Origin of the sequence: Ornatilinea apprima (assembly GCF_001306115.1) — a bacterium.
GTDB classification, from domain to species: domain Bacteria; phylum Chloroflexota; class Anaerolineae; order Anaerolineales; family Anaerolineaceae; genus Ornatilinea; species Ornatilinea apprima.
Window position 1 is genome coordinate 28,649 of the sequence record NZ_LGCL01000032.1, and the last position, 21,880, is coordinate 50,528.

General features: G+C 52.6%; 22 protein-coding genes. 9 read left to right on the forward strand and 13 right to left on the reverse strand.

Annotated elements, in window-relative coordinates; translation table 11 throughout:
* Positions 1 to 20: 20 nt before the first annotated feature.
* Positions 21 to 1,304, forward strand: coding sequence for a UDP-N-acetylglucosamine 1-carboxyvinyltransferase (gene murA / locus ADN00_RS13840; RefSeq protein ID WP_075063590.1), 1,284 nt, complete (start codon positions 21 to 23; stop codon positions 1,302 to 1,304).
* Positions 1,305 to 1,390: 86 nt separating this feature from the next.
* Here the strand turns inward: murA and trxA are convergent, their stop codons facing one another.
* The 10 genes from trxA to ADN00_RS13890 form a co-directional block, all read right to left on the reverse strand.
* Complete coding sequence (trxA, locus tag ADN00_RS13845) at positions 1,391 to 1,747, reverse strand: thioredoxin (protein ID WP_152966360.1); 357 nt, start codon at positions 1,745 to 1,747, stop codon at positions 1,391 to 1,393.
* Between the two features lie 93 nt (positions 1,748 to 1,840).
* Positions 1,841 to 2,047 (reverse strand): FmdB family zinc ribbon protein, encoded by a 207-nt coding sequence (locus tag ADN00_RS13850; RefSeq protein WP_075063591.1) that lies wholly within the window; start codon positions 2,045 to 2,047, stop codon positions 1,841 to 1,843.
* Positions 2,048 to 2,171: 124 nt separating this feature from the next.
* Positions 2,172 to 2,894, reverse strand: coding sequence for a response regulator transcription factor (locus ADN00_RS13855; RefSeq protein ID WP_075063592.1), 723 nt, complete (start codon positions 2,892 to 2,894; stop codon positions 2,172 to 2,174).
* A 4-nt stretch (positions 2,895 to 2,898) separates the two neighbouring features.
* Positions 2,899 to 3,138, reverse strand: a complete 240-nt coding sequence (locus tag ADN00_RS13860) for a hypothetical protein (protein WP_075063593.1) — start codon at positions 3,136 to 3,138, stop codon at positions 2,899 to 2,901.
* 9 nt (positions 3,139 to 3,147) lie between these two features.
* The gene (locus ADN00_RS13865; protein WP_075063594.1) at positions 3,148 to 3,678 is read right to left on the reverse strand and encodes an FHA domain-containing protein; all 531 of its coding nucleotides are present in this window, start codon (positions 3,676 to 3,678) and stop codon (positions 3,148 to 3,150) included.
* A 3-nt stretch (positions 3,679 to 3,681) separates the two neighbouring features.
* Entirely contained in the window at positions 3,682 to 5,136 is a 1,455-nt protein-coding gene (locus ADN00_RS13870) for a DnaJ domain-containing protein (protein ID WP_075063595.1), read from the reverse strand.
* Positions 5,137 to 5,158: 22 nt separating this feature from the next.
* On the reverse strand, positions 5,159 to 6,055 hold the full coding sequence (locus ADN00_RS13875; RefSeq protein ID WP_082390145.1) for a PP2C family protein-serine/threonine phosphatase: 897 nt from the start codon (positions 6,053 to 6,055) through the stop codon (positions 5,159 to 5,161).
* A gap of 34 nt (positions 6,056 to 6,089) precedes the next feature.
* A complete protein-coding gene (locus ADN00_RS13880; protein WP_236691518.1) occupies positions 6,090 to 7,958 on the reverse strand; it encodes a protein kinase domain-containing protein in 1,869 nt (622 codons plus the stop codon).
* A gap of 246 nt (positions 7,959 to 8,204) precedes the next feature.
* Positions 8,205 to 8,555, reverse strand: coding sequence for a gamma-butyrobetaine hydroxylase-like domain-containing protein (locus tag ADN00_RS13885; protein ID WP_075063596.1), 351 nt, complete (start codon positions 8,553 to 8,555; stop codon positions 8,205 to 8,207).
* 28 nt (positions 8,556 to 8,583) lie between these two features.
* Positions 8,584 to 9,039, reverse strand: a complete 456-nt coding sequence (locus ADN00_RS13890; protein ID WP_152966361.1) for a hypothetical protein — start codon at positions 9,037 to 9,039, stop codon at positions 8,584 to 8,586.
* Positions 9,040 to 9,139: 100 nt separating this feature from the next.
* On the opposite strand from ADN00_RS13890, the gene ADN00_RS13895 reads away from it, so the two are divergent.
* Entirely contained in the window at positions 9,140 to 10,231 is a 1,092-nt protein-coding gene (locus ADN00_RS13895; RefSeq protein ID WP_075063598.1) for a protein kinase domain-containing protein, read from the forward strand.
* A gap of 20 nt (positions 10,232 to 10,251) precedes the next feature.
* Complete coding sequence (gene rpe, locus ADN00_RS13900) at positions 10,252 to 10,914, forward strand: ribulose-phosphate 3-epimerase (RefSeq protein ID WP_075063599.1); 663 nt, start codon at positions 10,252 to 10,254, stop codon at positions 10,912 to 10,914.
* 65 nt (positions 10,915 to 10,979) lie between these two features.
* Here rpe and rpmB read toward each other — a convergent pair whose 3' ends face one another.
* Positions 10,980 to 11,162: a 50S ribosomal protein L28 gene (gene rpmB, locus ADN00_RS13905; RefSeq protein WP_075063600.1), complete on the reverse strand. Its 183-nt coding sequence runs from the start codon at positions 11,160 to 11,162 to the stop codon at positions 10,980 to 10,982.
* 149 nt (positions 11,163 to 11,311) lie between these two features.
* Here rpmB and ADN00_RS13910 point away from each other — a divergent pair, with 149 nt between their 5' ends.
* The 6 genes from ADN00_RS13910 (at position 11,312) to ADN00_RS13935 (ending at position 17,892) form a co-directional block, all read left to right on the forward strand.
* Positions 11,312 to 11,668 (forward strand): Asp23/Gls24 family envelope stress response protein, encoded by a 357-nt coding sequence (locus tag ADN00_RS13910; RefSeq protein ID WP_075063601.1) that lies wholly within the window; start codon positions 11,312 to 11,314, stop codon positions 11,666 to 11,668.
* 38 nt (positions 11,669 to 11,706) lie between these two features.
* Positions 11,707 to 13,386, forward strand: a complete 1,680-nt coding sequence (locus ADN00_RS13915; protein WP_075063602.1) for a DAK2 domain-containing protein — start codon at positions 11,707 to 11,709, stop codon at positions 13,384 to 13,386.
* A 3-nt stretch (positions 13,387 to 13,389) separates the two neighbouring features.
* Complete coding sequence (locus ADN00_RS13920) at positions 13,390 to 14,241, forward strand: DegV family protein (protein WP_075063603.1); 852 nt, start codon at positions 13,390 to 13,392, stop codon at positions 14,239 to 14,241.
* Between the two features lie 112 nt (positions 14,242 to 14,353).
* A complete protein-coding gene (gene recG / locus ADN00_RS13925; protein WP_075063604.1) occupies positions 14,354 to 16,858 on the forward strand; it encodes an ATP-dependent DNA helicase RecG in 2,505 nt (834 codons plus the stop codon).
* Positions 16,858 to 17,382, forward strand: coding sequence for a pantetheine-phosphate adenylyltransferase (gene coaD, locus ADN00_RS13930; RefSeq protein ID WP_075063605.1), 525 nt, complete (start codon positions 16,858 to 16,860; stop codon positions 17,380 to 17,382). The genes recG and coaD overlap by 1 nt, the downstream gene beginning before the upstream one ends.
* Before the next feature lie 54 nt (positions 17,383 to 17,436).
* Positions 17,437 to 17,892: an ATP synthase F0 subunit B gene (locus tag ADN00_RS13935; RefSeq protein ID WP_075063606.1), complete on the forward strand. Its 456-nt coding sequence runs from the start codon at positions 17,437 to 17,439 to the stop codon at positions 17,890 to 17,892.
* A 72-nt stretch (positions 17,893 to 17,964) separates the two neighbouring features.
* On the opposite strand, the gene lon is transcribed toward ADN00_RS13935, so the two are convergent.
* Entirely contained in the window at positions 17,965 to 20,463 is a 2,499-nt protein-coding gene (lon, locus tag ADN00_RS13940; RefSeq protein WP_075063607.1) for an endopeptidase La, read from the reverse strand.
* A 3-nt stretch (positions 20,464 to 20,466) separates the two neighbouring features.
* Positions 20,467 to 21,858: a bifunctional folylpolyglutamate synthase/dihydrofolate synthase gene (locus ADN00_RS13945; protein ID WP_082390146.1), complete on the reverse strand. Its 1,392-nt coding sequence runs from the start codon at positions 21,856 to 21,858 to the stop codon at positions 20,467 to 20,469.
* Positions 21,859 to 21,880: the final 22 nt, after the last annotated feature.

Genomic DNA, 21,880 nt, shown 5'->3' on the forward strand with positions numbered 1-21,880 from the left:
AATTGCAAAACGGAGGTGTTATGGAAAAATTCATCATCGAAGGCTCTCAACCACTTTCGGGCGAGGTTACTCCCGCAGGAAACAAAAACGCCGCCCTGCCTTTGCTCTCCGCCTGCATGCTGACCGATGAACCCATCATTCTTAAGAATGTGCCCGACATCCTGGATGTCAACGCCATGCGATCTCTGCTGGAAAGCCTGGGCGTCAGTATCCAGAATCTGGATCAACACACCTGGCAAATCCAGGCCAAAGAGATCCGCCCTGCTGATTTAGACCCCGACATGTGCCGCCGCATCCGCGCCTCCATCCTTTTAGCCGGCCCTATGACCGCCCGCATGGGCGAGCTGCAACTCCCCCCGCCCGGTGGAGATGTGATTGGCCGCCGCCGGGTGGATACGCACATCCTCGCCCTCGAAAAATTGGGCGCGCAGGTGCACTATGATCGCTCCTTTATCTTCAAAGCCAACGGCTTGAAAGGCGCAGACATTCTACTGGACGAAGCCAGCGTTACCGCTACCGAAAATGCGATCACGGCGGCTGTTACCGCGAAAGGCACAACCACCCTGCGTAACTGCGCCTCCGAACCGCATATCCAGGAGCTTTGCCATTTCCTCAACGGTCTGGGCGCGAAGATCGAAAATATCGGTTCCAACACCCTGCACATCACCGGCGTAGACCGCCTGCATGGCGGCGAGTTCACCATTGGCCCCGATTATTTGGAAGTCGTTTCCTTTGTCGGCGCGGCAGTCGTTACCCGCGGACAAATTCGCATCCGCAATGCCGGTGTGCGCTACCTGGATATGATTCGCCTGGTGATGAAACGCTTGGGCGTGCATTGGATCGAGGAGGGAGAAGACATCCTTATTCCTTCCGACCAGAAGCTGGAAGTGGAACCAGATCTGGGCGGCGCCATCCCCGAAATCAGCGTCATGCCCTGGCCGGCCTTTCCCACCGACTTAATGAGTATCGCCATTGTGATCGCCACCCAATCCAAAGGCTCCGTGCTCTTCCACGATTGGATGTACCCCTCGCGCATGTTCTTCACCGACAAACTGGTGGGCATGGGCGCGCATATCGTCTTGTGCGACCCGCACCGCTGCATTGTGCAGGGACCCAGCCGCTTATATGGCGAAAAAATGGAAAGCCCCGATATCCGCGCGGGTATGGCCCTTCTCCTCGCCGCCCTTTCGGCGGAAGGAAAATCAATCATTCGCAACGTCGGGCAGATTGACCGGGGCTACGAAAAGGTGGACCAGAAATTAGCCGCCCTGGGCGCAAAAATTGAACGCTTAACCCAGGCTTAATGCCCCCCGCTAAGCAACCAAAAACAACGGCTGCGGAAAATCCACAGCCGTTGTTGGTTTTTTATTGGTCCTTTTTTCCGTCGAAGTTACGCGCCCGTCTGCGCCTGCCCGGCCACTTCCAGGAATTGCTCAACAATATCGCGCAGCATGCCTTCCGGCAGCGCCCCGGTTTGCCGGTGAACAACTTTTCCGTTGGCCACAAACAACATGGTCGGGATGCCTTGCACATTGAACTGGGTGGCCCAGCGCGGATGTTCATCGGTATTCACTTTGGCAATCAGCAGCTTGCCTGAATACTCTTTGGCAAATTTTTCCAAAGCAGGGGCAATCATCTTGCACGGCCCACACCAGGGGGCCCAAAAATCGACCACCACAGGGATACTGGATTTCAAAACGACTTTTTCAAACGATTCATCAGATACATGGACAGGTTCTTGGATCATGAATACTCCTTGGCCGGCAGTAAGCGCGGGCGGTAATAATTTTTTCCTAATTCAACCAAATTGGTATGATTATACCAAAAGTTGGGTTATTCGTCAGTCCTTCACCGCTTCAGTCGATTTTTTGCGATGGTCAGTGCTGTACCACCCGCTGCCCTTAAAGACCACCGACGGCGCCGAGTATTCTCTGCGCACATTTACGTGTCCATTCGGGCAGGTTATATTCCCGTCGCCGTCCTTAAACGAGCGCCGCTGTTCAAAACGAGCACCACATTCACTGCATATATAAGTATAAACTGGCATACATCCTCCAGAAATACGGGTATCGGCAAAAAAACCGCAGTTGAACTATCAAACAAAAAGATAACCCGCTCGCGTTAGAAATGCACAAGCGGTTTATTAATTTTTTGTTTGCGCGCAGCCTGCCTCACCCTGCTTGCTTTCGATAGTCCACAAAGCGGTACCCTACCCCCCGCTCCGTTAATATGTATTGCGGGTTGGATGGATCTTTCTCCAATTTTTGGCGCAAATAATTCACGTAGAGGCGCACATAATGGGATTCATCCCGGTATTCGTATCCCCACACCTTGGAAAGAATTTGATCATACGTCATCACCCAGCCGGCATTTTGCACCAGATGATAGAGAAGGCGGTACTCGGTCGGCCGTAGTTGTACTTTTTCGCCTTCCACCCACACTTCCCGGCGGCCAAAATCGATTTTCAGGCGGTCATCCACCTCAATAAGCTCTTTCGAGCCCGAACCCGCCAATTCTGTGCGCCGCAAAACGGCGCGCACCCGGCTCACCAATTCCCGTGGTGAAAACGGTTTGGTCACGTAATCATCCGCGCCAAACTCCAGCCCTTTCACGCGGTCATCTTCCTCGCCTTTTGCCGTCAGCATAATCACCGGCACATGGGTTACTTCACGCACCAGGCGCAGCACTTCAAACCCATCAATGTCCGGCATCATCACATCCAACAGCACCAGGTCGGGCATGTGGTCGCGCACCGCCTGAATGGCGTCCATCCCCCGGTATGCCTCAATCACCTGAAAACCATCATGCTCCAGGTTAAGTCGGATAAACCTGGCCATGCGTTCTTCGTCATCCACTACTAAAATTAAACGGTTCTGGAATTGGCTCTCCTGCATAAGCCTACTCCCTCACAAATGAAATAATCTGCTCTTCCTCCTCACCGGGAAGAACCTCAATGAAATTAATCCGGCTAATGGGCCAGATCACCGTGGTGACGCGCGCATCAATATAGGTGAGATCTTTGCCATCCCGTTTGCGCGGATTACGAACAGTGATAATCTGGTCTGTTGGCGTGGGAAGATCCTCTACCTCGCACAGCACCGGGTCTTCATTATGGATATGAATAATAATACTGGGCATTTTGATTCCCTAATCTTTTTGATCAATCAATATTTTAATTCGCAGTTTGCCTAACGCAACCAGGTCGCCATGATTGATGGGATAATCAATATGCGGGCCAATGCGTTGGCCGTTCACCCGCGTCCCGTTGGAAGAACCAAGGTCAGAAAGGATTATGATTCTTGGGGATATTTTAATCGAAGCGTGCAGCCTGGACACCCCTTGCGAATAAGCGTCATACGGTGATAGGTCAATATCCGGCAAAATTAATTGTCCCTCCGCCACTCTCCCCAGAGAGAATTCGCGCTTGCCCGAAAGATGAATCATTTTTCCAGAATCCAGCAGCAGCAGAGAAACCTCCGACTGCGCCATCATGCTGATGTCATCTTCCAGTTCAACATCGGGCAAATCGGTCAGCGGTGACGTAAATAATTCAGGAGAATCCTCCGAATTCAAGGTTTTGAATTCAAACGCGTCCAACGAAACCAATTGAGCGCCACATTCATTACAGAATAGCGCGCCGTCAGGCTGTTCAGTGTGGCATTTTGGGCAGATCACCATAGCTCATCTCTCCTGTCCGGAAGGAAGCAACAAAGCTCTTGTTCCATACTTAATTCGTTTATCACCTTCTTGACTCATCCGGTGATGTTGTTCAATGTTCTCTGATTCGCGGATAACCACTTTTGCCAGGTCCAAATCACCCATACTGAGCAAGTTGGTCGCTAAATTTTTAAGATATTGAGTCGCGCCTTCAATGTTTCCTGTTTTGATGTGGGCGCGCACTTTTTCATGCATCCTGTACAAGTTGATCTTCGACAACGCCTTCAAAATCTCCGCGGGAGGCTGCCAGTCATCACTGCTATCTGTAATTTTGAGCGTTTGATGCAAATAAATCCGCCGTGGCTGTGCCTCTCCAGGCAGGTTAAACAACAGCCACCCATCTATTATTCTAATTTCATCTTTGTCATCAGGCAAATCATTAACCGCAAATTCGCATAAAATCGAAAGGTTTTCTTTATACCGCAGCATTCCCAGTGGCAGCACATCTTCAATCCCGATTTCGCTGGTGTTGGGGCTGATGCGGTAAGCGTAATTCATAGAAATCAGTGGGTCTTGAACACAATCCAGATGGATATTTTTTGCAAACACCGTGCTGCGCACCCCGATTTTCTCATCCAGGTACCGGGCTAATTCTTTGGATGAGCGCACAAAGCTCGTGTTGCCGCCCGTGATGGAAGCCAATTGATCCAGGAATTCATCATTCCATTCCGCGCCAATGCCCAACCCACTGATCACAATCCCATGCAAAGCCGCATCTCTTGCCAGAGCGAAACATTTTTCTTCATCGCCATAGGTGTGGCCGTCGGTTAAGAGGATTAAATGTGCGTCTTGATTTCCGTTCACCACCTCAAGCAGCTTTTTATACCCCAATTCAAGCCCGTGGAAAATTTCTGTGCCACCGGAAGTTTGAATAGACATCACCGGATATTCATGACGCTGCAATTCATCTGCCGGAGTTGGCGGTAACACCAGCTCGGCCCGGTCACTGAACGTGACAATGCTGATGATGTCTTGCGGATTCAGGCGTTTGAACAATTGCAGAACATTCGCCTTAACAACTTCCATGCGCTCGCCTTTCATCGAAGTGGAGCGGTCGATCACCAGCGATATGCAGCGCGGAACTTGCCTGCTAACGTCCATTTCTCCGGTGGCGGTGAATTTTAATAAGCCATACACCAATTGGGCTTCTTTTTTCCACGCGATCTGATCCCTCGACACAAGGAATTCAACCGAGAAAAGCGGATTAAGATCCGCTTCGCTCAGCGTCAGGTCGTACCGCTCTCTCCGGCTGATATTGGAAAGGACCTCAAAGGCGTCCTGGATCTTGAGAAACTCTTCCCTGATAGAAGGATCGGGGTTCACATCGGGGTGCATGCGTCGGGCCGCAAGGAAATACGCGCCTCTGATCTCCTCAAAAGTCGCGCTTGGAAGCACACCCAATATCTCATAATAATTCAAAAATGCCCCCTTGCATTCATACTCACTCCAAATACTGGACTAAAATCACGCTGATATTATCGGGGCCGCCAGCCGCGTTGGCAGCATCCACAAGCTGCAGGCAGGCCTCGGAAGGATCCGGGGCTTTCGTAATGATTCGGAAAATCTCCGCGTCTCCCAACACACCCCACAGTCCATCACTGCAAATCATCAAATAGCCTGGGTGCGGCAGCAAATGCGTGTTCACTTCCGGCCGGAAGGGTTCTTGCTGGCCTAATGCCCGGTAAAGAACATTTCGCTGCGGGTGAACAGCCGCTTCATCCTCATTGATTTGGCCTAATTCAATCAAGCGCCGCACTAAAGAATGGTCTTTTGTTACCGCGCGCATCCGTCCATCGGGGTGGATAAAATACGCCCGGCTGTCGCCCACATGCGCGATGGTCACCCGCTCCCCCATTACCAGAGCGGTTGTCAGCGTGGTGCCGCCGCCGGGTGCGTTCTTCACCACAGCCGACTGCGCCTCTTGCACACCTTCTTCAATAATTTCATGCAAACTCTCAATTTGCGTGCCAGAACGCATACCCAACACCGGAGAATACAGCCGGCTGATTAAATACTCCGCCATCGACCGGACAGCAAACGCGCTGGCCACCTCACCGTTCTGATGCCCCCCCATTCCGTCCGCCACAATGAAGACACCAAACGGAACGTCGTCCCGGCCGTCGGCGAACATGGCATTCAACGTGAATAGCGTATCCTCATTATGGTCGCGTTGCCGGCCCACCGATTGCGCGCTGCCCACCAGTAATTGCGGCGGCGTATGAGCGATCACCTCTTTTTCCAGGCTCTTAACCTGCTCATTGGAAAGTGGTGTGGTCTGCACATCAGATTCTGATTGTGAAGATTTCTTCGTAAATAATTGTTTGATGAAATCAAACACGTTCTCCTCCTTAAAGCCCGGCTTGGTCTGTGCCTCAGGTCATGAGTGCATACAGAATATGGTCCAAAGAACCAATGTAAAGAACGTCATTTTCAATGTACGGCGTGCCGGTAATCGCGCCGCCTGTGCTGAATTTCCACCGCAAACGGCCGTTTTTCGCGTCCAGGCAGTACATCTTCCCATCCACCGAGCCGCAATAAACCGCGTCTTTATAAAGAACCGGCGAACCGCTGACCTGGTGCTCGGTCGCGTACTTCCACACTTCACGCCCGCCCCCCGCCTCAATACAGTAAATATTACCATCCGCCGACCCGATATACACATTACCAAACCCAATAGCCGGAGATGACACCGATCCTTTACCCATATGAAAACGCCAGATCATCCAGCCGCTTTTCGCTTCCAGTGCGTACACCGAAAAATCAAGCGAGGCGGCATACAGAATCCCATCGTGAAGTGTCGGCGAAGATGTGATTCCCCTCTTCGCCCGGTATTTCCACTTCAGTTCGCCCAGGAAATTGACACAATTTAGCTCACCGCTGTCGCACCCAAAATAAACCAGGTCTTTGGTCACATACGGCGTGGAACGGATCGGCTGCACCGCGTCAAACCGCCACAGGCGAGTGTGCGTGGACAGGTTGACCGCGTGCAAATACCCATCATCCGATCCGATAAAAACGCAGCCTTCGGACACCGTCGGGCTGCAGCGAATGGGGCGGTCAGTCGCATAATGCCACATCTCGCGGCCATTGCGGGTGGACACCGCATACAGCTTATGGTCTTCGGATCCAAACAGAATCATGCCTTCGTGCAGCACCGGCCGCGAAACAATCCCGCCTTCCGCGGGAAACTTCCACAAGAATTCTCCATTGTCCGTATTGATCGCGTAAAGGTTATTATCATACGACCCAAAGTACACGACCCCTTTATGGTACACAGGCGAGCTGCGAATTTCATCCTCACAGGTAAATGTCCACAGGGGTTTGATTCCCTGCTCATTGTTGATCATGGGAGAGGTATGGAAGAATGCGCTTCGCAAAGCTCCCGTCTTTTTGGCCACCATCAGCAGGGCTTCTTTCATCGCCTCAGCCGAAGGGAAACGATTCTTCGGGTCGTACTGGAGCGCGGTACTGATCACCGCCTCCAACTCGGCGGAAACATTCGGGTTAATCTTTTTCACCGGCCGTTCATGAAAAGTGAATGGCGCTTCCAAGCGCGGGTCTTGCCGGGTAAGCAAATGATGCATGGTCGCCCCCAAAGCGTAAATATCGGCAACCGGGCTGGCCTCGCCGCGGTACTGCTCTGGGGGTGAATACCCTTCAGTTCCGATCATAGTGCCTTTCTGACCGGTCTTAAAAATTTTTGCGATCCCAAAATCGACCAGCACAATATGGTTTTGCTTATTGACCATAATGTTGGACGGTTTAATATCACGGAAAATAATCGGCTCTGGTTTGTGGTTGTGCAAATAGCTGAGCACATCACACAGTTCCGTTGCCCAGACAATCACCTGGTCTTCCGGCAAGAAGGAGCCAGACTCTTCCAACACCTTCTCCAGATCCATTCCGTTGACATATTCCAATACCAGGTATGACCGGTCTTGATGGGAAAAATAATCAAAAATCTGCGGAATCGACGGATGGGACAGGGTAACCAGAATATTGGCTTCCCGCTCAAAGTTTTGCACAATCGTGTCGCGAACCAACGGGTCAGGCGCAGAGTTAATCATCTCCTTAACCGCGACAATTTTTTCCACATTCGGAAAATGCAAATCCTTTGCCCGGTAAACCGAACCCATACCCCCCAGGCCAACCACATCACGGATCAAGTACCGATCCATCAAAACGGTGCCGGGCGCTAATTGCTTCTCAGGTCTTTGATTACTGCTAAAACTTTGTGTCATGCGTAACGTATCCAGCCTAGCCTCCCAATCGAAGGACAAAAAGCACGTCCCCCATTGCATGTTGATCTACCTTGTCCGTTTTTTTGATATCAAATTGGGTTTAACAGGAGCCTCGTTAAATTATAAGCACCCTGATATATTATTGCAACTTGCACAAAATTTACATTTTTTGATTTGGCGCACAACACTCCAACCGGCCGCTGCTTTTTCACCCCGCTTGTGGTTACGACACAGGCACATCAGTCTTCATTTTTCATCGCGGCATTCAGCGCAAGAGCATAGCTCACGCAAATAATGCCAGGTAAAAATTCCATCTGAGTGACCATCTTGCCAAGTTAACCGGATTCCATAACCACCCACAGCCTCAATTTGGGCCAGCATGGTAGCATCCGACTCGCCCAATTCCACCAAAAAAATGTCTTCGTCCGGCTCTGAGCGCATGTTTTCGTGGCCTCCCCGGCAGCCAGCGCAAGGACAGGCGGCACGCAGCAAAGAAAAACCATACCGGCTGACGTGACCATCTCCCCATTTCACTTCCACAACCCGTTTGCTTTTACTTGCTTCAATTTGCAATGCGGTCTCACGTTGATTGATCATCTGAATTTTCCTGTATTGCTGTTAAGAATTAATCCTGCCGCACTATCGCCGACAGGAAACTGCTGGCCGCCCATCCGCTGCGGCTTTCATCATATGGAGAAACAATATGCCACCAAACGTAGCCGTCTTTTTCAACAGGACCTTCAGTAATTTCAAACACCTCAGAATCCATCGCGATGAATTTCACCAGAGCGGCCGTTCCGGCATTCTCGCGCAAACGCAGGCCCGCGCCATCGGTTCCCGTGATCTGAGCCACACCGCCCACCGCCAGCCCGCCGGTTTCGATGATGGTTGCAGGGTCAACAGTGGGAGTAATGGTTGGCGTCTGCGTTTGCGTTGGGGCCGGGATGACCGTAATCAACGCCGAAGATTGGCTCACCGCGCTTGCAGAAGGCCGCGAAATCAAGAAAATTGCCGACCAGATCACACACAAACTTATAGCAAGCCCCACTGCCGCCCACGCCATCCACTTTTGAAATCTCAATCCGCTCTCCATTCCTGCCTTTCCTGTCTGGGTACGTTTCACTTCACCATTATATCGTACCGGCAGCCGAAAAAGTTGTATGATATAATTTTTAGATCATATGGAATCTTCCAAAGTGCCTAACTCGCTTGGAAATCGATACGAACTGCAACAGCCGCTCGGAACTGGTGGGATGGCTGTTGTTTATCTTGCCCGCGACCGGATGCTCGAAAGACTGGTGGCCGTAAAAATCTTAAAACAAGACTTTTCCAAAGACGACGCCTTCCGAGAGCGTTTCCGTCTCGAAGCCCGCTCAGCCGCCAACCTTTCGCACCCCAATATTGTAACCGTTCACGATTTTGGCATGGATGGCGACAATTTCTACTTTGTAATGGAACACATGCCGGGCAAGGATCTGAAAACCATTATCCGCGAGCGAGGACGCTTTCCTGTTAAAGAAGCCATGAGCCTGATCATCCAGGCCGCCGAAGGCCTCGGTTACGCGCATCGCGCCGGACTGGTCCACTGCGACGTGAAACCGCAGAACTTCCTGGTCACCCACGACCAGCAGTTAAAGGTGACCGATTTCGGCATCGCCCGCGCCCTCAGCACCATCCATCCCGAAGAAAAATCGGATGTGGTGTGGGGCACACCGCAGTATTTTTCCCCCGAACAAGCCGCCGGATTGGCGCCTTCGCCAGCCTCCGATGTCTATTCCCTGGGCGTGATTCTATACGAAATGCTCACCGGCCGCCTGCCGTTCATCGCCGATGACCCCGAAGAACTGGCGCGACTTCACCGTGAAGCCGAACCGGTTCCTCCCCGCCAGATCAACCCCAAAATTCCCGAGCGGCTTGAAAAAGTCATTCTCAAGGTCCTTTCAAAAGAACCATCCGCCCGCTACCGCACAGCCGACCAGTTTGCCCGCATTTTGAAAACGGTCAACCTTGAAATCGCCGACCAGGCAACCATCCCTCCCCATCCGGTTGTCCAGCAGGCAGCCCCGGCCGTTTCCTACATCCCCCCACGCATTGACCTGAACCATGCGGCTGCGACATCATCCGCTCCGATCGAGATTCCCCAGGGGGAGCCTCTCGAAGAAGTGCGCCAAATTGACTGGATTACGATCCTTCTGGGATTAGGCGCGGCTCTCGCGGTTGGCGGTCTGATCCCCTTTGGTCTGTACGTCTGGCTTACATTATCCGCTCAATGAAATTTTACCGGAACCATATCATGAACAACATTATCTTATCCGCTTCCATTCTCTCAGCTGACTTCGCCAGGCTCGGCGAAGAGCTGCGCGCAGCATCGGCCACCGATCTGGATTGGGTGCACATTGACGTAATGGACGGGCAGTTTGTGCCCAATATTTCAATGGGTCCTTTCATTGTTGAAACTTGCAATCGCATCACCGATCTTCCCCTCGATGTCCACCTGATGATCCAACAGCCCGAGCGCCACATTCAATCCTTCGCCAAAGCCGGCGCGGATTGGATCAGCGTTCACTACGAGGGCAACCCTAACATCCACCGCACCCTGCAAGAAATCCGCGCCCTGGGCTGCCACCCGGGAATCGTGATTAACCCAGGCACGCCCGCCGCTGTGCTCGAATCGGTGCTGGATATGGTTGACCTGGTCTTGGTGATGAGCGTTAACCCGGGCTTCTCCGGACAGAAATTCATGCCAGAAATGGCTCGCAAAATTGCCCAGGTTGACAGCATGTTGAAACAAATTAACTCTTCCGCTATCATCCAGGTGGATGGTGGAATTACCAGCGAAACCATTTGCGCGGCATACGATGCTGGCGCGCGCAGCTTTGTGGCTGCCACAGCCATCTTCAAACACCCCCAGGGTATCGCGGCGGGCATCGCCTCTTTGCGCAACGCGGTTCGCTGATGATCAGTTGTTTAAACGAAAATCACGGCTTGCGCCGCGACTTTCAAAGGATGGTTTGGTCGGTATTACGCGGTTTTTGCCATCGTTCGGATGCATTTCGCGCACAACACCTTCTTGACTTTCCGGCCGTTCTCAACAACGGTCACCCGCTGGAGATTAGGGCGAAAAGTACGGTTGGTGGCTCGCATCGAAAAGCTTCGATTGTGGCCAAAAGTTGTCGCTTTTCCACAAACTTCGCACTTTGCCATTTCATAATCCTTTCGTACAATAAGTGCCGATTAAACCGGAGAACAAACCGGAGATTGCTCTAACCAGGAACTGATTTTACCATAATGCGAAACGATCATCAAGAAGAACGGTTTTAACCATATCTAAAGAAAGCAAAAAGGGCTTGATTATGACAGACGCAAACAATCCCCTTGGAAACATCTATATTTCTCACCGGGCAATTGCGACGATTGCCTGCCAATCCGCTCTCGAATCGTATGGCGTTGTTGGCCTGGCAGCCAAGAATTTTGCCGAAGGCATTACCCAGGCGATTGTAAAGGACCCGCTAGCGGGTGTCGAAGTCAACTTCACCGGGTCTGAAATCAAAATTGATTTATACATCATCATCGAATACGGCACCCGCATCAAATCAGTGGCTTCCAGCGTTGGCGATAGTGTGCGCTACCAGGTAGAAAAAGCCACGGGCCTTCCGGTATTACAAGTCAATGTTCATGTGCGTGGTTTGCGCATCAGCAACCCCGATTAATTTTTTCTTATTGTATCTCTTTTTTATTTAGGAGCGTTATGAGCATTAATCCGCAATTTCCGCCGGTTGCTGGTGGAAAAAATTCTGAAGAATCCACGATCGACGGACAGGAATTAAAAATTCTGGTCGAAGCAGCCCTTACCTGGCTGAAGACCAACCAGCAAACCGTCAATGCTTTGAATGTATTCCCCGTTCCCGATGGCGACACCGGCACCAATATGCTGCTGACCATGCAAGCCGCCTACGACGAAATCAAAGATTCGGGCGAGCGCAATGTTGGCAAAATGGCTCACGCCGTCGCCCAGGGAGCGTTGATTGGCGCGCGGGGAAATTCAGGTGTGATCCTTTCACAGCTCTGGCGCGGTTTCGCGCGCGCATTGGATAACTATGACCGTATGGACGTCCTGAAGCTCATCGCCGCGTTTCGCGAATCACGCAACACCGCTTACAAAGGCGTTGTCCGTCCGGTGGAAGGCACCATTCTAACTGTGGCCAGCGACATCGCCGACGCGGCTGAGGGTGTCAAAGAAAGCGTTACCTGCCTTTCTGAGCTGCTGGAGCTGGTGGTTGAAGCGGCAGACGTTTCGGTCAAGCGCACGCCTGATCTGCTCCCCATCCTCAAACAAGCCGGCGTGGTCGATTCAGGTGGAAAAGGTCTTTTCTTTATCTTGGAAGGTATGTTGCGAAAGATTCAGGGGCTGCCGCTCGAAACAGCCCTCACAACCGTTCAGCCGCTTGCGGCAATGGAGTTGGACCACGCGATGGAAACAGTGGAACCCGGCCAGGACTTTGAAGTTGTTCTCGATCTTCGCCCTTCACAACCGCTTGATTTGGAATCATTCTACGACGCATTATCCGAAATGGGCACATCTATTCAGGTTGGTGAAGGCGATGGAATGTACCGCATGCACATTCATGTCCCCACCGAAAACCGCTACAAACCCATCGATTACGCTATGACTCTCGGCACAGTAACCAAAGTGGCTATAGAAAACTTGATTGCCCAGATGGAATCCCCCGAAGAGACTGAATCACACCTAACCCTTGCTCCGGTGGAACCCGGTCAAATCGCAGTGGTGGCTGTCTCTCCCGGATCGGGTATTTCGCGCATTTTTGCCAGCTTGGGTGTGGCCGCCATCGTAGAAGGCGGGCAAACTATGAACCCCAGCACCAAAGAGATATTGAACGCCTTTGAGAATCTGCCTACCGATAAAATCGTCATCTTGCCAAACAATAAAAATATTGTCATGGCTGCTCAGGCCACCACTGATCTCACTGTAAAAAAAGTGGCAGTCATACCCAGTAAAACCGTGCCGCAAGGCCTATCCGCCATGCTGCGCCTCATGCCCGACGGTGATTTAGACAATGTGGTAGCAGAAATGACCGCGGCCCTCACCGATGTGGAAACCGGCGAAATCACAACGGCCACCCGCAGCGTGGAGATCAACGGAATTCAGGTTGACGAAGGCGAAGTGATTGCCTTGCATAATGGCAAGCTCATTCAATCCACACGCTCCCTCGAAGAAGCCTGCCTCGGCTTCCTCACCGCCGCGGAAACAGAAGACCGCGAGCGCATCACCCTCTTTTACGGTAAAGACATCTCAAAAAACGAAGTCAACAGTATTGCTGATGTCATCCGCAAAACTTACCCCTCACACGAACTGGAAATTCACGCCGGCAACCAACCACACTACCAATTCATCATCGCCGTTGAATAATTTATGAATTCAATTTGCATTGTAACTGACGATTCAGCTCAATTTCTCACTCCCCAATACCCGGGAAGTTCATTCACGTTTATCCTTCCCAATCAAGTCCACCTGGAAGGGAAAAGCCAAAAAATATCTTCCGCGCGCGATCTGCCAAAAACCGCGGGAGAAGATTTTCATCCACGCCTCGAAGGCCCTTCCGTTGAAAGTTACCGGCAATTTTTTCAGCAGCTCGGGCAATCTTTCAATGTCATTGTGTGCATCCTGGCCAGCAGTCACCTGACCAACAGCGTAGACAATGCCCGCGAAGCGGCTTCGGGGTTTCATGGCGCGCCCGTCATTCAGATCATCGACTCAGGATCATTCGCCATCGGTCTGGGATTGATAGTTCAATCCGCCGCCAAAGCCATTCAACAAGGCGCGAACGGCATCGAGGTTGAGCGCATCGCCAGAGATTTGATCCAGCGATCTTACGCCGTGATCTGCGCGCCAGGGTTGTCTTACTTGGCCAGCAATCACTTTCTTGACCATGCACAGGCCTCTGTGGGCGAGATGCTCAGCATCTTTCCGATTTACTCGCTTGAAGATGGCAACCTGGTTCCTGTTGATAAAGTTCGCAACCACCGCCACGCCATTATTTATTATCAAGAGTTCATTGAAGAGTTCGATGACCTCGAGAATATTGCCTTCCTGCAAAGCGCGCCTCCCAACCCGCAAGATACCCGGTTGTTGCGCGAATTTGTGCATGAAAATTTTGGCGGCGCAGTTTTTAGTGAGCACAGCATTAACCTGCCCTGCGCGTCTCTCTTTGGGCCGCGCACAACATCGCTTTTCCTGGTGGAAAGCCAGCAGGCATCCATCTAACCTCTTTGGATACCAGGCGCTGCCCGGAATGCTGGTTTGGCGGCGCCTTGTCTATTTAATGCTGCGCAACTAGTTTTGTTCTATGAATCCTAGATTAGGGTAAAATTGTTTTATGGTTTCATCAATCGAAAAATTACTCAAATTTGCTAAACTGGAAATTGACCGCGGTTACGATAACCGCTCTGTGTTCGGCGGCCTGAATTACATTGCCCCTTTATGGGACCAGGAAGCTAAGAGTCAAAAAATTGACTCCGCTCTGGTGGAAAACATCACCGCGATACTGGCCGCTTATGATTCTTACAACCTGGAACAGCGCAAAGTAGCCATCGCGGAAATCATTTCCACTCTTTCTGAGGGGGCACAGGCAGGCCCCGCCGCTGCAGAATCCGCTCCAGCCTCCCGACCCACCAGCGCCACTGGTGTGGAACAGCCTACCCAACGCGCCACGCGCCCGCCAGAACCAACCGGCAGCCAACCACGCCCTGCGCCTGCTGAAACGCCATCCCAACCGGCTAAAATGGTGGAACTCTCTGCGCCGCTGACCGTTCTTAGCGGCATTGGCTCGAAAAAATACGCACAACTAAAGAAACTGGGCCTGGAAACCATTGGTGACCTGCTCTACTTCTTCCCGCGTCGATATGATGATTACAGCAAATTAAAACCGATTAACCGTCTGGAATATGGTGAAAAAGTAACCGTCATCGGCACGGTCATGAGCGAATCCACCCGCACCTCCCGCGGTGGAAAAACCATCACCGAATTGATCGTCAGCGACACTACATCGTTCTTAAGAGTCAACTTTTTCAACAACCCTTATGCGGCTGCTCGCTACAAAACTGGTGATCAATTGGTTTTATCTGGCAAAATTGACACCTATCTCGGCCGCCTGGTGATGAATCACCCGGACATTGAATTGATTGATCAGCAGCACCTGCACACCAACCGAATCGTCCCAGTGTATCCCTTGGTCGAAGGCATTACCCAAAAAGACATCCGCTCGCACGTCTCCAGAGTCGTCGAGCGCTACGCTCCGCTGGTTGCCGATCCGCTTCCGAGTTTTATTCGCAAAGAAGCCGGGATTCCCGATTTACGCCGGGCGCTGCAGCAGGTTCACTACCCCGATAACGAAGATCTGTTGAAGCAAGCGCGCCGCCGCTTTGCCTTTGAAGAAATTTTCTATATTCAATTGGGCGTATTAAGCCAAAAACGAAGCTGGAAAGCGGCTTCGGCAGCATCGTACTCCATAACCGATGACTACCTTGCGCAGCAGATTCAACGCCTGCCCTTTCCCCTCACCGGAGCGCAACGCCGTGTCCTCGATGAAATCCGCGCCGACCTGGCCTCTGGCTCCCCGATGAACCGCTTGCTGCAAGGCGATGTGGGCTCCGGGAAGACCATCATAGCCGCGCTGGCTGTGCTGGTTATCGCCCAGAATAACGCTCAGTCCGCCATCATGGCCCCCACCAGTATCCTGGCAGATCAGCATTACCGCAACCTCACCCGCCTGCTGACTCAACCCATCGCCGAAGACGAACAACCTCCGCTGCGGCCGGAAGAAATCCGCCTTCTCGTTGGCGACACCCCCGAATCGGAACGCCAGGAGATCCGCGCCGGTTTGAGCAGTGGAGAGATTAAGCTGCTCATCGGCACCCACGCACTGATTGAAGACGGTGTGGAATTCAATCAATTGCAACTGGCCGTCATTGACGAGCAGCACCGCTTTGGCGTCAACCAGCGCGCGCGCTTGCGCGCCAAAGGTCAAAACCCGCACCTGTTGGTAATGACCGCCACTCCCATTCCCCGCTCAATGGCCTTGACCGTCTACGGAGATCTGGACCTATCGATCATGGACGAGATGCCCCAAGGCCGCCAGCCCGTCAACACGCATGTCCTAAGCCCGCGCGAGCGAGAGCGAGCCTACTCGCTCATTCAATCACAAATCACCAGTGGTCATCAGGCTTTCATCATCTGCCCCCTGGTAGAGCAGCCTGACGACGACCAGCCCGACCCCGACTTGGAGAAGAAAGCCGCCGTGCAGGAATATGAACGTTTGCAAACCTCCGTATTTCCACACCTCAAGCTTGGTTTGCTGCACGGCCGCATGAAGCCCGATGAAAAAGATGCCGTCATGCGCAAATTCCAGCAGAAAGTATTCGATATTCTCGTCTCCACCTCCGTGGTTGAGGTGGGCGTCGATATACCCAATGCCACCGTCATCCTCATTGAAGGCGCCAACCGCTTTGGCCTGGCACAGCTGCACCAATTTAGAGGCCGGGTTGGGCGCGGTGGCGACGCAGCTTATTGCATCCTCGTTCCCGAAAAAGAAGATGCCGTTGAAAATGAGCGGCTGATGGTGATGACCCAGACCAATGACGGCTTTGTCCTTGCCGAAAAAGACCTGGAACAGCGCGGGCCAGGCCAGTTCCTCGGAACCCGCCAATCGGGATTCTCAGAACTCAAAATGGCCAGCCTCAGTGACGTCCATCTCATCGAAAAAGCCCGCGGGTTGGCCCATCAGCTCTTTGAACGCGACCCAGAGCTTCAAAACCCCGAAAACCTGGAATTGTCCCGCCGTCTGCAGGCCTTCTGGAAAAGCGGCAAAGGAGACCAGAGCTGATGGTGAAAGCTGTATTCCCGGCCACCTTTGATCCGATCCACTACGGCCATATCGATATCGCCTATCGCGCCTCCAAAATGTTTGACGAGGTTGTCGTGGCCGTATACGATAAACCGCTGAAAAATCTGGTTTTTACTCCCGAAGAACGCTTGCAAATGGCTCGCCTTGCCTTTGAATCCAACTCAAAAATCAACGTGGTGGGATATTCTGGATTAACAGTGGACTTTTGCCGTAAAATAAACGCACAGGTAATTGTACGCGGGCTGCGCGTTTTTTCTGATTTTGAATATGAATTCCGCATGGCACTGGCAAACCACCGCCTGGCACCGGAGATTGAAGTGGTTGCGCTCATCACCAGTGAGCAACACTCTTTTCTCTCCTCGTCGACCGTTAGAGAAATTGCCGCCCTCGGGGGAGACGTAAGCAGCATGGTTCCTCCGCATGTGGAAAGGGCGTTAAAATTTCGCTATCAAGAGCTGTCGCAAGAAAAGGAATATATTCCGCACAGCTCGCTGCGTGACTAACCAAAATTGGCCTGATTATTGCAACATATAGGGCGATTCTGTCTGGAGGACGATATGGACATACTTCATCTTGTGGATAGGCTTGAAGAGCTCTTTAATGAAAGCCGTTCAGTTCCCTTCACCCACAGCGTGATTGTGGATGAAGACCTGATGCTGGATATCATTGATCAAATGCGCGTTTCCATCCCAGAAGAGATCAAAAAAGCTCAGCAGCTTCTGGCGCAAAAAGACCGCATCCTGGCGCAAGCTCAGGAAGAGGCCAATCGCACCCTAGCGCTTGCACGCGAAAAATCAGAATCAGTTGTTGAGCGCGATTCCATCGTCCAGGCTGCTCAGGCACGCGCTGAACAAATCATCGCTCAGGCCAAGGTGGAAATCGAAAACACCAAACGCGAAGCCGATGACTATGTACTGGATACGCTCACCAAATTGGAAATGGAATTGGACCGTTCTCTTAACCAGGTACGGAACGGCATTCGCACGCTGTCTCGCCCTCCAGAATCAGAATAACACCGCATTCCAAACGAACAATGAGAGAACCGCCGGAAACTTTGCTTGTCTCCGGCGGTTGTTTGTTTTCCATTACGCAGAAGGCTCAGCGCTGTCCGGCGTGGATTCAGCCTCCGGTTTGGTTTTGCCTCTTACCCGTTTCGGTTTGGGTGTATCGGCGTGCAGCGCAATATCCAAAACTTCATCCATGTGGCTCACCAGCCGGATGGACATACTTTCCCGCGCTTTCTTGGGTACATCCACCAGGTCTTTCTGGTTGCGTTCCGGCAAAATGGCGATGCTTAAACCAGCCCGGTAGGCCGCCAGAATCTTCTCGCGCACCCCGCCCACCGGCAGAACCCGCCCGCGCAGGGTGATCTCGCCGGTCATCCCCACTTCTTTTCGCACCCGGCGCCCGGTGAACGCAGAAATCATGGCTGCCGCCAGGGTGATGCCAGCGCTCGGCCCATCTTTCGGAATGGCGCCTTCAGGAATGTGTATGTGAACATCCAGGTTTTCATACACATCCGGGCTGATTCCCAGTTGTTCAGAGCGTGACTTCAGGTAAGACAAAGCCGCCTGCGCCGATTCTTGCATAATCTCGCCCACCTGTCCGGTGATTTGCAGGTTGCCCTTTCCGTCCAGCACTACCACTTCCACGGGCATAATCTCACCACCGCTCTCTGTCCAGGCCATCGCGGTGGCCACACCCACTTCATCCGCTTTTTCCGCTTCCGTCTGGAAGAACTGCGGCGGCCCCAAGAATTTTTCCACCAACGCAGATGTGATCCGGGTTGGGTAGCTGGCGCTTTCTGATTTCTTGCGCGCCACTTTCCGGCAAATCCGCCCCAATTCGCGTTCCAGGCTGCGCACACCAGCTTCGTAGGTGTACTCGCGAATCACCCGGCTGAGCGCCTGGCGTTGAAAAACCAGTTCCTTCTCTTGCAGCCCGCTCTCTTCCAACTGGCGCGGAATGAGAAACTGCTGGGCAATTTCCACTTTGTCTTCTTCAATGTAACCGGGAAACTCAATCATTTCCATACGGTCAAGCAGCGCAGGTGGAATGCTGCCCACCGAATTGGCCGTGGTAATAAACATCACCCGCGAGAGGTCATAAGCTACTTCCAGATAATGATCAGAAAAGGCGTTGTTTTGCTCAGGATCCAGCACCTCCAACAAAGCCGCTGAAGGGTCACCGCGAAAATCAGAACCCAATTTATCGATCTCATCCAGCATGAAGAGCGGGTTGATCGAGCCTGCCCGTCGCATGGTTTGCAGAATCCGGCCTGGCATCGCGCCAATATAGGTGCGTCGGTGTCCGCGGATTTCAGCCTCATCACGCACGCCGCCCAGTGACAAGCGCACAAAATTTCGTCCCAGCGCCTCGGCAATCGAGCGGCCTAAGGAGGTTTTGCCCGTGCCAGGGGGGCCGACGAAACAAAGAATCGGCTGGCGCAGGCGTTTGGGTTTCAGGCTGCGCACGGCAATATATTCCAAAATACGTTCTTTGGCGCGCGGCAGACCGTAATGGTTTTTTTCTAAAACCTCAGCCGCGTGTTTCACATCCAGGTTGTCTTCGGTCTCTTCCGTCCACGGCAGGTCAAGAATCCAGTCCAGATAGGTGCGGATGATGCCCACTTCGGGTGCCATCGGCGGAACTTGCGCCAGCCGGTCTAATTCTTTCACCGCCGCCAGTTTAACCTCTTCGGGCAGCGAGCGGTTTTCAATCTTTTCGCGCAGCTCATTGAGTTCACGGGTAAAAATATCGCCTTCACCCAGTTCATTCTGGATTTGCTTTAATTGCTCGCGCAGATAGTATTCACGCTGGCTGCGATCAACCTCGCTCTGCACCCGTGTTTGAATTTCATCTTCCAGTTCCAGCACATCCAGTTCCTGCGCCAGCATGTGATTGATGCGCTTTAGCCGCTCGGCTGGGTCGGGCAGCATCAGTAAAAGCTGCCGCTCTTTGAAAGGCAGTGAAATGGCAGTTGAAATCATATCCGAAAGCCAGCCCGGCTCATTGATGTTCATCGAAAACAGATGGGCTTCTTCGGGTAAACTGCGGTCAAGCTGCACGCAGCGCTCAAACAGATCCCGCGACGTGCGCATCAACGCCTTGGTTGTGCGGTCCACCCGCGTCGATTCGGCAATGACCTTGACTTTGACTTTGACAAACGGTTCATATTGGGTGAATTCTAGAATTTCTACCCGCCGCCGGCCTTGCACCAGCGCGGAATTATTGCCATCGGGCAGGGTCAAAAGCCGCCCAACCGCCATTTCCACCCCAATCGGAAGAAAATCTTCCTCACCTGGTTCATCTAAATCTTCATCGCGCTGGATCAAAGCCACTACCGTGCGATATTTATACTGCGCGTCTTGAATCGCCAGCAGATTCGGCCCCGGTGTGATGAAGATCGGCGAGATCATGTGCGGAAAAACGACAATATCGCGCAGCATCACCGCGGCCGCTTCAAATTCTTGTTTTTCATCGGTTACACTGTCCGGGATGCGGTACAGCTCTTCGGTGCGCTGGTGCAGCGCAGAAAAGTCATCCGGGGCATCCTGTCGTTGGTACCAGTCATCAGCTCTCATACATTAACCTTTGAATTCTTTCTTCACGTCCAAACTTGCGAACCACAGCTCCCGCACTGCCGCGGCCATAAACATACTGCCGGCTACCACAACGGCGGCGTCTGCCCCGGCTTGTTGAAGCGCGTATGCTAACGCATTTTCCACCGGTTTAACCACCACAGCCGGACGCCCAAATTGGTGCGCCAGCTTCACGATCCTTTCGGCTTCCATCGCCCGCGGATGCAGCGACTCGGAAGCCACTACCTGACAGACACGCGGCATCAGCTCGATGAACATCCCTTCCACATCTTTGTCTTCCGATGCGCCAAACAACAAAACTACGTCTTTTCCCGGAAAATAATCATCAATCGCCAGCCGCAGTTTCAAGGCGGAATCGCGGTTATGGGCTGAATCAATCACAACCGGCGGGTCTCGGCGTAAAACCTCAAAGCGCGCCGGCCAAACCACATAAGCGAACCCCTTAAGAATATCCGCTTCGGTCAGCACCAGGCCCTCTTCTTGCGCAACCTGCAGGGCCGCGTAGGCTGTCGCCGCGTTCTGCACCTGGTGCTGACCAAGCAGCGGCAAGAACACCTCCAGCGGCTCCCAGCCTTGCGGGCCATCTTCCTGCAGGTAGGCGTCCATTCGGTCTTGCTCTTCCGCCCGCCAGATCAGCATCGTCTGGCCATCCAGCGAGCTGCGCCACGGTGCGAAGCGAACATCCCGCCCCACCAGCACCATCTTGGAACCGCGTTCCTGCGCAGCGCGCGCCACGGTCTCCAGCGCTTCCGGTTTCTGCGGTGAAACCACCACCGGCCGGCCGGGTTTGATAATGCCCGCTTTTTCAAAAGCGATCTTCTCCAGGCTGTTGCCCAAAATCGCCATGTGATCCATCGAAAGAGAAGTGATCACCGAGACCAGTGGCTGCACCACATTCGTGGCGTCCAGTCGCCCGCCCAGGCCCACTTCCACCACGGCCACGTCCACGTTTTTTCGCGCAAAATACAAAAAACTTAGCGCCGTGGTAATCTCAAATGTGGTAATCCGCTCCACCGCTTCGACCTGCGGCTTTATCTCGTTGACCAGCGCCACCAGCTCATCTTTGCTAATTTCTACCCCATTAACCTTGATTCGCTCGGTGTATTCCACCAGGTGCGGAGAAGTAAAAAAGCCAGTGCGGTATCCTGCCATTTGTAGCGCGCTGGCAATCATCGCTGCAACCGAACCTTTCCCCTTGGTTCCCGCGACATGGATCACCCGGTATTTTTTGTGCGGGTTGCCTAATCGCTCCAGCAGTTCCGTGATCCGCTCCAGGTTGAACACACTCGGATCATATTGTGATGTGCGGTTTAATGAATAATCAACGTACCGGTAAAGATAATCCAGCGCCGACTGGTATTCCAGATTAATTTCCATTGGCCTTTAGCTTTCTCTCTGC

Excerpts from the sequence above, each read along its gene's own strand:
- ADN00_RS13865 (WP_075063594.1), bottom strand. The coding sequence starts at position 3,678 with ATGGTGATCTGCCCAAAATGCCACACTGAACAGCCTGACGGCGCGCTA.
- murA (WP_075063590.1), top strand. The coding sequence starts at position 21 with ATGGAAAAATTCATCATCGAAGGCTCTCAACCACTTTCGGGCGAGGTT.
- coaD (WP_075063605.1), top strand. The coding sequence starts at position 16,858 with ATGGTGAAAGCTGTATTCCCGGCCACCTTTGATCCGATCCACTACGGC.
- ADN00_RS13850 (WP_075063591.1), bottom strand. The coding sequence starts at position 2,047 with ATGCCAGTTTATACTTATATATGCAGTGAATGTGGTGCTCGTTTTGAA.
- ADN00_RS13855 (WP_075063592.1), bottom strand. The coding sequence starts at position 2,894 with ATGCAGGAGAGCCAATTCCAGAACCGTTTAATTTTAGTAGTGGATGAC.
- ADN00_RS13920 (WP_075063603.1), top strand. The coding sequence starts at position 13,390 with ATGAATTCAATTTGCATTGTAACTGACGATTCAGCTCAATTTCTCACT.
- recG (WP_075063604.1), top strand. The coding sequence starts at position 14,354 with ATGGTTTCATCAATCGAAAAATTACTCAAATTTGCTAAACTGGAAATT.
- ADN00_RS13945 (WP_082390146.1), bottom strand. The coding sequence starts at position 21,858 with ATGGAAATTAATCTGGAATACCAGTCGGCGCTGGATTATCTTTACCGG.
- ADN00_RS13935 (WP_075063606.1), top strand. The coding sequence starts at position 17,437 with ATGGACATACTTCATCTTGTGGATAGGCTTGAAGAGCTCTTTAATGAA.
- ADN00_RS13895 (WP_075063598.1), top strand. The coding sequence starts at position 9,140 with ATGGAATCTTCCAAAGTGCCTAACTCGCTTGGAAATCGATACGAACTG.
- ADN00_RS13910 (WP_075063601.1), top strand. The coding sequence starts at position 11,312 with ATGACAGACGCAAACAATCCCCTTGGAAACATCTATATTTCTCACCGG.
- ADN00_RS13915 (WP_075063602.1), top strand. The coding sequence starts at position 11,707 with ATGAGCATTAATCCGCAATTTCCGCCGGTTGCTGGTGGAAAAAATTCT.
- rpmB (WP_075063600.1), bottom strand. The coding sequence starts at position 11,162 with ATGGCAAAGTGCGAAGTTTGTGGAAAAGCGACAACTTTTGGCCACAAT.
- rpe (WP_075063599.1), top strand. The coding sequence starts at position 10,252 with ATGAACAACATTATCTTATCCGCTTCCATTCTCTCAGCTGACTTCGCC.
- trxA (WP_152966360.1), bottom strand. The coding sequence starts at position 1,747 with ATGATCCAAGAACCTGTCCATGTATCTGATGAATCGTTTGAAAAAGTC.
- lon (WP_075063607.1), bottom strand. The coding sequence starts at position 20,463 with ATGAGAGCTGATGACTGGTACCAACGACAGGATGCCCCGGATGACTTT.
- ADN00_RS13880 (WP_236691518.1), bottom strand. The coding sequence starts at position 7,958 with ATGACACAAAGTTTTAGCAGTAATCAAAGACCTGAGAAGCAATTAGCG.
- ADN00_RS13885 (WP_075063596.1), bottom strand. The coding sequence starts at position 8,555 with ATGATCAATCAACGTGAGACCGCATTGCAAATTGAAGCAAGTAAAAGC.
- ADN00_RS13860 (WP_075063593.1), bottom strand. The coding sequence starts at position 3,138 with ATGCCCAGTATTATTATTCATATCCATAATGAAGACCCGGTGCTGTGC.